The sequence below is a fragment of the Shewanella ulleungensis genome, from assembly GCF_014648315.1.
Classification (GTDB): Bacteria; Pseudomonadota; Gammaproteobacteria; order Enterobacterales; family Shewanellaceae; genus Shewanella; species Shewanella ulleungensis.
In genome coordinates, this window is the sequence record NZ_BMQW01000016.1 from 25,173 (window position 1) to 39,362 (window position 14,190).

The following is a 14,190-nucleotide window of genomic DNA, read 5'->3' on the forward strand; positions in this document are numbered from 1 at the left end:
TCTTTGTGACTCTTAGGTCAGTCTAGTTGCCAAACGCCACCCCCGCTGTGACTTAATAATCACTACGGTAATAATCGCGAGAATGAGAATGGCTGCATGATTTAGCATGTTTTTGACTGTATCCTAAGTTTCTAATATTTTTTCGTTCGGTTATGTTCAATAAACGTTACGGTATAACTAACAAGTACCATAAAAGATTTACCAAGCACAACTAAAAGATCGTCTATGTAAAAAAAAATCAGCTTCCCTGCCGAGACAATGCAAACAACAACAAAAACTTAACTCATGAGTTCGATAAAAAATAATTCTAGAACCCAATCTAACAATTTGTTTTTTCAGCGACCCATTTAAAAAATATTGGGTCGTTTCGATTGATGCCTGTCCGACAACTAAGCTATGTTTTTAGCCAAAAACACTGAACAGGTACAACATCAATTAAGTACGTAAGTACTTAGCCCGCTTCAACAATACGTTTCATATCTGTCATGTAACCGCGCAATTCTGCACCGATAAACTCAACGTCTGTATGACGAATTTGCTCATTTACTTCAATTAAGCGTTGGTTATCAACACCGTTTGAAGTTTCAGCAAGTCCTGCACCTAAATACTCAGAAGACATCGATTTAACGTAATCACGTAACATTGGTACCGCTGCATGGTTAAACAGGTAACAACCATATTCCGCTGTATCAGAAATAACTACGTTCATTTCGTATAAACGCTTACGAGCAATCGTGTTAGCAATCAATGGCGTTTCATGAAGTGACTCGTAATAAGCCGACTCTTCAACAATACCTGCTGCAACCATGGTATCGAATGCTAATTCAACACCGGCTTTGATCATCGCCACTAAGAAAATACCTTTATCGAAATACGTTTGCTCATCGATGTGCTCAGACGTTGTAGGTGCATTTTCGAATGCGGTTTCGTTGGTTTCAGCTCTCCAACGTAACAAGTTAGCATCATCATTAGCCCAGTCTTCCATCATAGTGCGAGAAAACTCACCGCTGATGATGTCGTCCATGTGCTTTTCAAATAGTGGCTTAAGGATCTCTTTTAACTCTTCAGCCATATCAAATGCTTTGATTTTAGCTGGGTTAGATAAACGATCCATCATGTTGGTAATACCACCGTGCTTCAGAGCTTCGGTAACCGTTTCCCAACCTTGTTGAATAAGTTTGCCTGCATAAGCTGGCTCAACGCCATCAGCAACCATTTTCTCATAACCTAAAATAGCACCGGTTTGTAACATGCCACATAAAATGGTTTGCTCACCCATTAAATCTGACTTAACTTCAGCAACAAACGATGACATTAATACGCCAGCACGGTCGCCGCCAGTCGCACTTGCATACGCTTTAGCAATTGCTAAACCATCACCTTTTGGATCGTTTTCTGGATGTACCGCAATTAATGTTGGTACGCCAAAACCACGTTTGTATTCTTCACGAACTTCTGTGGCTGGGCACTTTGGTGCAACCATAATCACAGTAATGTCTGAACGAACTTGCATACCTTCTTCAACAATGTTGAAACCATGCGAATATGCTAGTGTAGAACCTTGCTTCATTAACGGCATAACCGCATTAACAACGTTGGTGTGTTGCTTATCTGGCGTTAAGTTAAGTACTAAGTCTGCTGCAGGAACAAGCTCTTCAAATGTACCAACTTTAAAACCGTTATCGGTCGCTTTTTGCCAAGAGGCACGCTTTTCAGTAATGGCTTCAGGGCGAAGGGCAAAAGAAATGTTTAGACCCGAATCACGCATGTTCAAGCCTTGGTTAAGACCTTGTGCGCCACAACCTAAAATAACAATGTTCCAATCTTTGATGTATTGGCAACCGTCACTGAATTCAGTACGGTCCATAAAGCGGCATTGTGCTAATTGAGCTAGTTGTTGACGTAAATTCAGAGAGTTAAAATAGTTAGCCATCTGATACCACCTTTAAAATATAGATATTTGGGACGCAAACTGCGTTTGATACATACTCAAACTTTGCGATTGAATTGACTATAGCCTATCCATCTCATTGCTGAAAATGATATATTCGGCATATGATGTTGCATAAATCGCAACGTCGTTATTTGGGTTAAATAATCTCTGTTTACGGAAGCTCTATTTATGGATATTCGATCTCTTAATTTATACTTACATCTGTGTGATAGCTTGCATTTTGCAAAAACAGCGGAGCAATCACACGTGAGCCCATCAACCCTGAGCCGGGCATTACAGCGCTTAGAAGATGAAGTCGGCAGTAAATTATTTGAACGTGATAATCGAAGTGTCACCATTACCCATGCTGGATTAGAATTTAAACGCTTTGCTGAGCAAACATTAGCAGAATGGAGTCAACTGCGAAGTCGTATAGATCCCAATCAGCAGTTTTTACGCGGCAATCTCAACCTATATTGCTCGGTGACCGCAGCATATAGTCACCTACCAGCGTTACTAGACCGGTTTAGACGTGAACATCCTCATGTGGATATTAAGCTCACGACTGGTGATCCTGCGAATGCGGTAACTCAAATTCAAAAAAATCGAACTGATATTGCAATCATCGCGCTGCCTGAAGTGTTTCCTAATACCTTGCATTTTACCCCCATCGACAGAGTGCCAATTTCGGTCATTGCGCCAACGATGCACTGCCAAGTACAGCAATGGGTTTCGCAAGGGGTTATCGACTGGGCAAAACTGCCCTATATCGTGCCAGACCATGGACCGGGCAGAAAACGCATCGATCAATGGTTTAAGCAAATGGGTATTAAACCCAATATCTATGCGCAGGTGTCGGGCCAAGAAGCCATTGTGTCTATGGTTGCATTAGGTTGTGGCGTGGGAATTAGCCCTGATGCGGTAATATACAACAGCCCGGTACGCGAGCGAATTCAAACTCTAACATCGCCGGTTGATATTCCCGCCTTTGAATTAGGCTGTTGTTGTAAAGAAAAACGCACCAATGATCCAATCATTAGCGCGTTTCTTGAGATCATTTGATATGACTTCTCTATCAATCTATCAATGTAAACAAAGCTTATGGTACCGGTGGCGAATCGTTTTCTAAACGGGTAACCAATAATTGGTCGACTTTGTACGAGTCAATGTCGACGACTTCAAACTTATAGCCGGCATAATTAACAAAATCTGTGCGCTTAGGGATTTTACGCAGCATATACATCATAAAACCAGCAATGGTTTCGTAGTTTTGGTTTTGCGGAAATACTTCAATATTAAATGCGCGCATCACATCTGTAATCGGTGTTACACCATCCACTAGCCAAGAGTTACCGTCGCGAGCGACAATTTGCTCTTCGCTTTCATGTAAAGACCACGCTCCCATGACAGCACTTTGTAAATCATTGGTGGTCACAATCCCGACAACGAGTGCGTATTCGTTCATGACTACGGCAAAATCCGCACGGCTATTTTTAAAGTACTCCATCGATTCTGACAACGTTAACGTATCAGGAATAATTAAACAGTTGTGTACTAATGTACTGCCTTTAAGGGTAATATTTTCGCCATTAATAACTCGAATTAATAACTCTTTTGCGTCAACAAAACCTTTAATCATGTCTAACTGACCATCACAAACTAAAAACTTATTGTGTGGGTTTTTAGCTATTTTTTGCTTAATGTCTTCTTCTGTGTCTTGCAATAAGAAGTACACAAGACTTTCGCGTGCTGTCATTGCAGAGGTCACAGAAACCGACTGCATTTCAAACACATTTTCCATCATTTGTTGCTCACCTTTATCCATCATGCCGGCCTCAGTGCCAGCGCTCATCATGGCGTATATATCATCGTGGGTAATCTGGTCATTACGCGCGGTGGGCACTTGCAACAGCTTAAAAATAGCATTTGCTAAACCATTAAAAATCCATACAAAAGGTTTTAGTACGGTAATGCAAAACACAATTGGCATTACAAACGTCACAGCCACTTGCTCTGGGATCACCATCGCTATGCGCTTTGGCATGAGATCAGCAAATAAAATAAATAATGATGTCACCGTGACGAAAGAACACGCAAAGCTCAATTGTAAGCCCCATTCGTTACCTAAAATGGGTATCAATAATTGCTCAAAGTACGGACGAAAAGCAGATTCTCCGACAATACCGCCCATAATAGCAACTGCGTTTAAGCCAATTTGCACCACGGTAAAAAAGCTTCCTGGATGAGCCTGTAACTTAAGCACCTTTTTTGCGCGAACATCTCCTTCATCGGCCATGGTTTGCAAACGTATTTTACGTGATGCAGCCAAGGCTATTTCGGACATCGAAAAAAAACAACTTATGCCGATTAGGCACAATATAATTAAGAAACTATCAGTAATAGTCATACATTCTCTTTATCTTAGGCACTGAGCACTAAGTCATCATGGGGTAGCGATTTTCGCTAATAAAGCAGTTAACTTTGTTTGATAACAAAGGGATATAAATTCTGTCTGGGTCAATATTTGGATGATGTCATGACGTTAATACCAAGAGGGCTACGTCGAGGATGTCTATCAAGATAAAGACAATCATTATTTGCTATTCGGGCTAAGGTAACGTCACTATTTTATTGAAAAAGTGAGCAACTGTGCAGGCTTTATACCATCAATTCGTGACCGTTTAGAGACCGAGCTGAATAGCGCGCGTATTCTACTCAAAAGCCAACAAGATAACCAAGGTTTAGTTAACATAATTGATTATATTTTGTCTCACTTTACCGGCCTGCTCACTATAAAATCAGCAAAAACAGCCAGCGCTGCTAGACTGTACTCATCCCTTCATTTGTATACTATTCAAACAAAAGGATTTGTTCATGGCGATAGCCTGTGTATTTACCCGAGCAAGTTGTGGTGTTGAAGCACCTAAAGTGACTGTTGAAGTTCATTTAAGTAATGGTTTGCCCGCATTCAATTTAGTCGGCTTGCCCGAAGCCTCAGTTAAAGAAGCCAAAGAGCGAGTAAGAAGCGCCTTGATCAATGCCGGATTCGAATTTCCTCAACGGCGCATTACCGTTAACCTCGCGCCGGCAGACTTACCAAAACAAGGTGGACGCTACGATTTGCCTATTGCTATCGGGATTTTAGCAGCTTCAAACCAAGTACCAGCCAAAGCACTGCAACAATGTGAGTTTGTAGGTGAGCTTGCATTGTCAGGCCAAATCCGTCCTTGCACTGGCTTATTGCCTGCCATTATTGCCGCGCGTAATGACCAACACCATTTTTTTATGCCTATCGATAACCGCCACGAAGCAGAGCTTGTGGGTTATCACCAAAGTTATTTTGTCGCCCACTTACAAAATCTAGCGGCATTTTTACATGGCCAAGCTCAATTACCCCTACTCGATACTCAACCAGAATGGATTGAAGAACTTCAACCGACCGATAATTCATTATGCATGAGTGATGTCATTGGCCAATATCAAGCCAAACAGGGACTAGAAATTGCCGCGGCGGGCTCACACAACATGTTGTTTCTTGGACCTCCAGGTACAGGGAAAAGCATGCTTGCCAACAGAATAATCCCGTTATTACCAGCCCTTAGTTACGATGAAGCCATTGAAGTTGCCGCCATTCACTCAGTGGCAGGCTTACACATCAAACCACAAAACTTCCTTAACCGCCCTTTTCGTTCGCCACACCATACTTGTTCGTCAATTGCGTTAATTGGCGGTGGTAGTCACCCAAAACCAGGTGAAATATCATTGGCTCATAGAGGTATATTGTTTCTAGATGAAATAGCCGAATTTCCTCGAAAAGTCCTCGATTGTTTACGTGAGCCATTAGAAACCGGTCAAGTTGAAATATCACGAGCCGCCGCAAAGCTTACTTTTTCAAGCCGTTTTCAATTAATTGCCGCCATGAACCCAAGTCCTTGTGGTGATACGGAACGCTCCCGTTCGACCCCAGATCAAATTCAACGTTATTTATCACGACTTTCTGGGCCATTTTTAGACCGATTTGATTTAACCGTCGACGTGCCAAAACTGCCGTCTGGTACCTTAACTAAAAAGCATCAACCGGGAGAAACCAGCGTTGAAATTGCAAAGCGCGTTAAGCAAGCACGCGAAAGGCAGCTAGCACGAGCTGGAGTGCTCAATAGCGAGTTAACCCCCAAACAGTTAAAACAAGACAGCCAAATTAGCCAACAAGATTTAGAGTTTTTAGAGCAAAGCGTGGTGAGTTTAGGGCTCTCTGTTCGCAGTTTTCACCGCATTCAACGAGTGTCGCGCACCATTGCCGACTTACAACAATCGATCACCATAGAGCGGAGTCACATAGCTCAAGCCCTTGGCTATCGAGCAATGGACCGCTTATTAGCAAAGTTGAACCAGCAATAAAGTCAATTTTTAACAGTTGTATTTATTGAGCAATCTTGCGAGTACGAGTAACATAGCTCTCCGTTTAATAGGAGAGAGAAATGTCGTTGTTTTCAAAAATCAAAGGCTGCATCGCATTCATATGCTACTTACTGAATACCATTTTTTGGACTATTCCCATTTTGGTATTTAGTGTCTTTAAGCTTATCCCGATTGGCATTTTTCAAAAAAGTTGTAGCTACATTCTTGATAACTGTGCAACGGCATGGATCAGCGTTAATAATGTAGTTGAAGCGATTTTTCACCCAATGCGCATTCACGTTACTGGTGATCAACAGTTTTCAGAACAAGAATGGTACATGGTTATTGCTAACCACCAATCTTGGGTCGACATTCTCATTTTACAGCGCGTATTTAACCGTAAAATTCCTTTTTTAAAATTTTTTCTTAAACAAGAATTGATTTATGTCCCTATTTTGGGTTTGGCTTGGTGGGCATTAGACTTTCCATTTATGCGCCGTTATAGCTCAGCCCAACTGCGTAAAAATCCAAAGTTGAAAGGTAAAGATATTGAAATTACTCGTAAAGCATGCGAAAAGTTTAAGACTAAGCCTGTCAGTATCATGAACTTTGTCGAAGGTACTCGCTTCACTCAGGCAAAACATGACAAACAGCAATCAACCTTTAAGCACCTTCTAAAACCTAAAGCTGGCGGCATGGCATTTGCGCTCTCAGCAATGGGCGAACACATCAATAAATTAGTCAACGTCACCATTTATTATCCAGACCAGGTACCTAGCTATTGGCAGTATATTTGTGGTGCGCTCAATGAAGTACACGTGCATATTAGTATTAGTGATATTCCGCAAAGTATGCGCGGCGACTACCTAACAGATCGTGAATTCAAAATTAATTTTCAAGAACAACTTAATCAAATTTGGGTCAATAAAGACAAGCAGCTGCAAAAACTTGCTGATGAATCAAAGCAAAAGGCATAACTAGACATGTTAACGTTTTTACCTGGTCCAGTGCTCTTTATACTCAGTTTAACGCTGTTAATTATTAACACCAGCTTGTGGGGGTCACTGTTAACTGTCGGCGGTATTATTAAGTTGCTGTTGCCTTTTAAAGCCATACGCAGCGTATTAACTCAAATAATGAACCGTTTTATGTGGGCTTGGGCGACATGTAACGGCGGGATTTTGTACCTAATATCCAATATAGAGTGGGATATTTCAGGCCTGGAAAAACTCGATCCAAACGGCTGGTATTTAATTATCAGTAATCATGTCAGTGGGTTTGATATCGCAGCACAAACCTATGTGCTGCGTAACCATATTCCAATGTTAAAGTTTTTTCTCAAAAAAGAACTATTATATGTGCCTATTATGGGCTTAGGTTGCTGGGCACTCGATATGCCTTTCATGGACCGGACCAGCCCGGCAAAACTTAAAAAGAATCCAAAGCTAAGAGGCAAGGATCTTGAAACAACCCGTAAGGCATGTGAGCGCTTTAAAGATTCACCCACTTCAATTATTAATTATGTTGAAGGTAGCCGCTTTACTGAAGAAAAACGCTTACGCCAAGATTCACCCTATCAGCATTTATTACGCCCTAAAGCTAGTGGTATAGCATTTACATTGTCAGCGATGGGTGAGCAATTTACTAATTTACTCAACATCACTCTGGTCTATCCTGACACATCAGAAAATGTATTAAGCAACGTAATGCATGGACGAACTAAAAAAGTGGTTATGCGCGTTGAAGTGTTACCCGTACCTCATGTTGATTCAACTGACTATTTTGCTAATGCTGACACTAGAGTAGTATTTCAACGTTGGTTAAATCAGTTGTGGATCGAAAAGGACCAGCTTATTGATGATGAGATCCAACATCATCAACAAAAATAATATTAGCCACTGTCTAAGGTGTTTTTACACGGCAAAGAGCCATAAAACTGTCAGTTTTTATCAATATCCATTAATCTAATTGCATGCTCCTTTTAAGTAAAAGCTTAGTCACTGAAAATTCGAGGCTTAATAAGTATTTTCCTGTTAAGCTATGTAGGTTATTTTTACGTCATATTGCTAAAATAAATATATAGGTGAGATTTGAATTTTCGTGCATTCACGCATTTAACACACTGGATAATGTTACTTACATTGATATTGTCAGTGCCTGTTTCAGCGCAACAAGATAATGCCTACGATGGTCTCGCAGAAGTTAAGTTTGAACACTTCAACACTGACGGTAAACTCAATCAAAACTCAATAACACGCCTGTTTATGGACAGTGCCGGCATGATGTGGATTGGCACGCAAGACGGCTTACACAGCTACAATGGCGTAGACTTTGAGCTTTATCTCAAGCAAACTGACAATAAAAAGAGTATGTCAGGCAATTTTATCACCGATATTTTGCAATCTCCCGACGGTGATTTGTGGGTAGGTACATTTGATAACGGGCTCAATCGCTTAAATCTAAACACTGGCGAGTTTCGTCAATTCAAAAAAGAGCAAGGGTTAAACGAGCTCCAAGTAACCAAGTTAGCAGTCATTGGCGACACATTATGGATAGGTACGCGCGCTGGATTATTTTTATTGTCGTTAAAAACTGAAAAAATCATTCCGGTCAGTTTAGGTAACAATATCACCCCAGATATAGTCAGTATTGCAAACGTTGACGATAAATACATCGTCGTAGGCACCCAAGCCAATGGCACGTTTGCCGTAGACAGTAACACCATTATTCGCCTCGATATTCCTGCAACAATGGTCGTTAACCAAATCCATTCAAGTTCCATTTACTCCGTCTGGCTAGCTATCGACAATCAAATATGGCGTTATAATCTTGATACTCATCAAAAAGAGTTAATATGGTCGCGAGACAATAGTTACGGTGACAACCGTAAAATTACTGACTTTATTGTTGTTAATGCCAACTTGCTTTTTGCGATTGGAAATAATACCGGACTTTTTCAACTCGACTTTAAAGATGGCCAGTGGCATAGCACGGTATATAAACATAACCCGCAAGCCTTGAACACCATCAGCGCCAATACGTTACAAACATTATTGCTAGATGCGAGCGGGACTCTTTGGATTGGCACAGGTTACTCGGGTATCGATAAACTCAACCTAAGTCATCAATATTTTACTCATTATTACGATTATCAAACCGACTCACCCGGCATGGCCAATATGGTGCGCAGTATTTTTCGTGATAAACAACAACGTCTATGGATAGGCACCGATGGCGCGGGGATAAAATATCTAGCACCGCAAGACAACCAATATCATTATATTAATCATTTATTTGCTGAGGCTTTATCGATCCCTACTGAACAATTGTCATTTATAGTGCATGACATAGTTCAAGATAAGCAGGATGTTTTATGGTTTGCGACCAACATTGGCTTATTTACCTTAGACAGCAATAATACTCTCTCACAAATACAACCAGCAAATGAGCAGTTTCGTGCCGACACAAAGTTTCGTAGCTTAGCCTTTGACGACAAAGACCGCTTATGGATAGCAAGTTCGCTAGGGTTGTATTTTATTTCTGAACATACCAATCGGATGATGGCCTATAACTTTGGTTTTCAGGCAGACTTTTCACCGTTTAAATATCAAATTATTAAGCTGTATTTTAGCCAAGAGTACTTATGGTTAGGCACCATGGGTGGCGTTGTTCGGTTATCGCCTGAGGAGCAAAAACTAGAATTTTTAAATCACGATCCTGAGAATATTTATAGTCTCAGCGACAACCGTGTTAGAGATTTTTTATTGGCCGACAACGGAGATTTTTGGATAGCGACACATGGTGGCATAGACAAATTGACCATGGAATACGGTAGCTTTAAATTTGAACGAATGGACGTTAATGCTGATAATAGTAGCAATACTGTGTATGCCATTTTAGAAGATGACGAACACGATTTATGGTTGAGCACTAACTCAGGTATTTCACGCTTTACGCCAAGTAATAACAGCTTTATCTCATATAATAAATTTGAAGGTTTACAAGCCAATGAATTTAATGGCGCGGCTAAATTTAAAGAGACTAACGGCACATTATGGTTTGGTGGCATTCATGGTCTTAACCAGTTTTATCCAAGCACAATCCCAAATTATAGAGCTGAAAACAAGCTTGCACTAACCAAATACACGATCGGTGAAACTCAATATCCAATCCGCGATTTAAGCCATGCTCCTGATATTGTTATGCCGTTTGAAAAACAACTCATCAGTTTTGAAATTGGTTCATTAAACTTCAGCTACCCAGGTCTCAGTCGCTTCAGTTATAAACTTGATGGCTTCGACACTGAGTGGCGAGAACTGCCTCAAGGTAATCAAATTTCCTATACGAATCTCTCGCCAGGTGAATATACACTGATAGTCCGTCACGCGCTGGGGACAAACCAATACAGTAAATATACCCTCAATGTTCGTGTGTCTGTCGTTCCGCCTATTTATATGACTCATATGGCTTATGCAGCATACGCAACCATAGGCTTGCTGTTAATCATTTGGATTATTGCAGCAAGACGCAAAAAGCAAACTAAACAACGTGAATTTGATAGCAGCATTCGCGCCTCTGAAGAACGCCTAAAACTAGCCCTTTGGGCCTCTGGCGACGGGATGTGGGATTGGAATATAAAAGACGATAAAGTTTATCGAACCAATATGGTTGAACCGATGAACTTTTCATTAAAAGATCAGTTATTAATTAAAAATATTCATCCAGAAGATCGTCCTCGGGTACAAAAACTACTTAATGATCACCTTAATGGCGAGAGTGAGTTTTTTGAAGCTGAATATAGAGTGGAAACTCAACCAGGAAAATGGGCTTGGCTATTAGACAGAGGGCAAATTGTAGAACGTGATACTAACAATGTACCACTCAGAATGGCAGGTACTCACAAAGACATCACCAGTCGTAAGCTGACCGAAAACGAGCTGAAGTTATCATCGCAAGTGTTATTTAGTATGAACGAAGCGGTTGTCGTTGGCGAGTTAGACTATCAAGTTCGTTCGGTCAATCCTGCGTTTAGTCGTATTACCGGCTTTAAACATCGTGATGTTGTCGGTAAACACTTTTTGTTTTTAACCATGGGTAAGCAATCACGTGAATTTTATAACTCAGTAGAAACTCAGTTATTAAGACACAAGCACTGGGCGGGCGAAATTAACATAAGAACCCGAGACCGTCGTGGCATTCTTGCCTGGCTAGAGATCAATCAAGTTATCGACAATAAAGGCGAAACAAGCCACTTTGTGGCGGTATTTACCGACATTACAGCGCGTAAAAAAGCAGAAGAGGATCTTCGCGTACTAGCGAATTTTGATCCATTAACAAGCCTGCCTAACCGTACGTTATTTCAAGACAGATTAAACCAGGCTGTCACCAAGGCACACCGCGCTGAAAGCATTGTCGCATTGCTATTTTTAGATCTTGACCGCTTTAAACACATTAATGATTCAATGGGTCATCATGTGGGCGATTTATTACTTAAAGCTGTGGCTCACCGCTTGCAAAATGCGGTTCGCGACGGAGATACCGTAGCCCGTTTAGGTGGCGACGAATTTACCATCATTTTAGAGGGTGTTGCCAAAACCAAGGCTGCGACTATTATTGCTGAAAAAGTACTGCACGCATTCCAAACACCATTTTTATTGGATGATAAAGTTCTGACGATTTCACCCTCTATTGGGATTAGTTTGTATCCTGAAGATGCAGAGGACACCACATCATTAATTAAGTATGCCGATACCGCCATGTATCATGCTAAGTCATTGGGCCGCAATAATTTCCAGTTTTATACCAAAGAGCTCAATCAATACGCGACACGTCACGTTCAATTAGAAGCAGGCTTAAAAAAAGCCCTGCAAGAAAACGAGTTTTACCTCGTCTATCAGCCCAAATATGACGTTAAAACAGAACGAATTGTTGGATTAGAAGCATTATTACGTTGGGAAAGCCCCGAACTTGGCCCTATTTCACCAGTAGAATTTATTCCCTTAGCTGAAGAGACAGGCTTAATCAACCCCATCGGCAACTGGGCCATTAACCAAGCCTGCGGTCAACTGGCATTGTGGCATCAGCAAGGGTTTGAGCATATCTCGGTGGCAGTGAACTTATCTGCAAGACAGTTAAAAGCCGATATTATCTCAACGATAGAAGTGGCCCTAGCGGTCTCAGGATTAGCCGCTGAAGCATTAGAGCTTGAACTGACAGAGTCGATGATCATGGGCAACCCACAAGATTCAGTCGCGGTATTATCGAAGCTCAAAGCATTAGGGTTAACCATTGCTATTGATGACTTTGGTACTGGCTATTCAAGCTTAAGTTATTTGAAACGCTTTCCGATTGACACGTTAAAAATTGATCGTGAATTTGTACGTGACATCACGGAAGACCCAGACGATGCCGCTATTACCAGCGCAATTATTACTCTGGCTCACAGTCTTGAACTGAATGTAGTAGCAGAAGGAGTTGAAACCCAAGAGCAACTTGAGTTTTTACGCAATGGTGGCTGTGACCAAGTGCAGGGGTTCCTCCTCAGTAAACCGCTTACTGCGAGCGATTGCTTAACACTACTTACCATAGACAAAAGCCTTTAAGCAGACAAAATAAAAGCTCCACTGGGAGCTTTTATTTTCTCTTACGTAGTTAGGTTAACTAAGGAGCGACGCGCTCTACACGTTTAACCCAGCCTTGTGGTGCTGCAACATGGCCTTTTTGTAACTCAGTAAACAGCTTATAAATACGTTTGATATTTGGACCGACCTTACCGTCGCCAACAGTCACTATACGACCATCTTCGAAGATATATGAGCTTACCGGAGATACCACAGCAGCAGTACCAAAACCACCCGCTTCAATAATTTCACCCGCTTCAATATCAGCAATAAATTTATCTAACATCACCGTTTCTTGTCTGACTTCACAACCCAGCATATCTCCTAGTTCCATAATAGACTGAGAGGTAATTGATTTTAAAATGGTGTCAGTGAATGTTGGAATAATCACAGTACCATCTTTTAAAATATGGAAGTGATTCATTGCACCCGCTTCTTCAATTTGCGTGTTGGTTGAATCTAAATACAATACTTGCGATGCACCATGTTCTGCCGCGGCTTTACCTGCACGAAGAGAAGCCGCATAGTTACCCGATGCTTTAGATGCCCCTGTTCCACCAGAGACCGCACGGTGATACTTAGTACTGATTAACAAACGAATACCATTATTAACACCAGACGCATAATAAGCACCCGATGGACTCAGCATGACACAAAAAGTATATTGCTGGCTTGGGCTAACAGATAGGCGGTCTTCAGTTGCAAAAATAAATGGACGAATATATAAACATGCGCCTTCTTGTTGCGGGAACCACAAACGGTCAGCATCAATAAGTGCGTTAATCGCCTTAACCTGCATGGCTTCATCAATATTGGGAATACACACAATATCGGCAGAACGGTTCATGCGCTCCGCATTTTTATTTAAACGAAAAGTATAAATCTCGCCGTCTTCGTGCATAAAGGCTTTCGCGCCTTCAAAAATAGATTGCCCATAATGCAACGACATTGCACCAGGTGCCATTTCAAACGGTCCATAAGGGACAATGCGCGGATCGCACCATTGACCATCACGATAATCCATTAGAAACATATGGTCAGTTCGAAGCTTTCCAAAACCAACATCACCTTCTGGTTTAAACGGTTCTGTACGGCGCTCTGACGCAGATTTTAAATTATATTTTATGTCCATTGCATACCACCTTAAAAACTGAGCTTGCAGACTATGGAGGCTAGAGATTAATGTCAAGTCACAGCCTGAGATCCTAAATCAAAATACGTCAATTGAACGTAACAAGC

At 41.3% G+C, this 14,190-nt stretch carries 8 protein-coding genes; 5 read left to right on the forward strand and 3 right to left on the reverse strand.

Annotated features, from left to right (window positions below):
* Window positions 1-451: 451 nt before the first annotated feature.
* Window positions 452-1,933, reverse strand: coding sequence for a ketol-acid reductoisomerase (gene ilvC / locus IEY40_RS19215; RefSeq protein ID WP_188959106.1), 1,482 nt, complete (start codon window positions 1,931-1,933; stop codon window positions 452-454).
* Between the two features lie 189 nt (window positions 1,934-2,122).
* Between ilvC and ilvY the strand changes: the two genes are divergently transcribed.
* The gene (ilvY, locus tag IEY40_RS19220) at window positions 2,123-2,995 is read left to right on the forward strand and encodes an HTH-type transcriptional activator IlvY (RefSeq protein WP_188959108.1); all 873 of its coding nucleotides are present in this window, start codon (window positions 2,123-2,125) and stop codon (window positions 2,993-2,995) included.
* A 37-nt stretch (window positions 2,996-3,032) separates the two neighbouring features.
* Here the strand turns inward: ilvY and paeA are convergent, their stop codons facing one another.
* Entirely contained in the window at window positions 3,033-4,340 is a 1,308-nt protein-coding gene (paeA, locus tag IEY40_RS19225) for a polyamine export protein PaeA (RefSeq protein WP_188959110.1), read from the reverse strand.
* 467 nt (window positions 4,341-4,807) lie between these two features.
* On the opposite strand from paeA, the gene IEY40_RS19230 reads away from it, so the two are divergent.
* The 4 genes from IEY40_RS19230 to IEY40_RS20280 all read left to right on the forward strand — a co-directional run bounded on the left by IEY40_RS19230 (window position 4,808) and on the right by IEY40_RS20280 (window position 12,933).
* Window positions 4,808-6,331 carry a YifB family Mg chelatase-like AAA ATPase gene (locus tag IEY40_RS19230; RefSeq protein ID WP_188959112.1) on the forward strand — a complete coding sequence of 508 codons (1,524 nt, stop codon included), beginning with the start codon at window positions 4,808-4,810 and terminating at the stop codon, window positions 6,329-6,331.
* A gap of 80 nt (window positions 6,332-6,411) precedes the next feature.
* Window positions 6,412-7,308, forward strand: a complete 897-nt coding sequence (gene yihG, locus IEY40_RS19235; RefSeq protein ID WP_188959114.1) for a 1-acylglycerol-3-phosphate O-acyltransferase, YihG family — start codon at window positions 6,412-6,414, stop codon at window positions 7,306-7,308.
* A gap of 6 nt (window positions 7,309-7,314) precedes the next feature.
* Window positions 7,315-8,220, forward strand: a complete 906-nt coding sequence (gene yihG / locus IEY40_RS19240; protein ID WP_188959116.1) for a 1-acylglycerol-3-phosphate O-acyltransferase, YihG family — start codon at window positions 7,315-7,317, stop codon at window positions 8,218-8,220.
* Window positions 8,221-8,460: 240 nt separating this feature from the next.
* Window positions 8,461-12,933 (forward strand): EAL domain-containing protein, encoded by a 4,473-nt coding sequence (locus IEY40_RS20280; RefSeq protein ID WP_188959152.1) that lies wholly within the window; start codon window positions 8,461-8,463, stop codon window positions 12,931-12,933.
* A 58-nt stretch (window positions 12,934-12,991) separates the two neighbouring features.
* Here the strand turns inward: IEY40_RS20280 and IEY40_RS19250 are convergent, their stop codons facing one another.
* Window positions 12,992-14,083 carry a branched-chain amino acid aminotransferase gene (locus IEY40_RS19250; protein ID WP_188959118.1) on the reverse strand — a complete coding sequence of 364 codons (1,092 nt, stop codon included), beginning with the start codon at window positions 14,081-14,083 and terminating at the stop codon, window positions 12,992-12,994.
* Window positions 14,084-14,190: the final 107 nt, after the last annotated feature.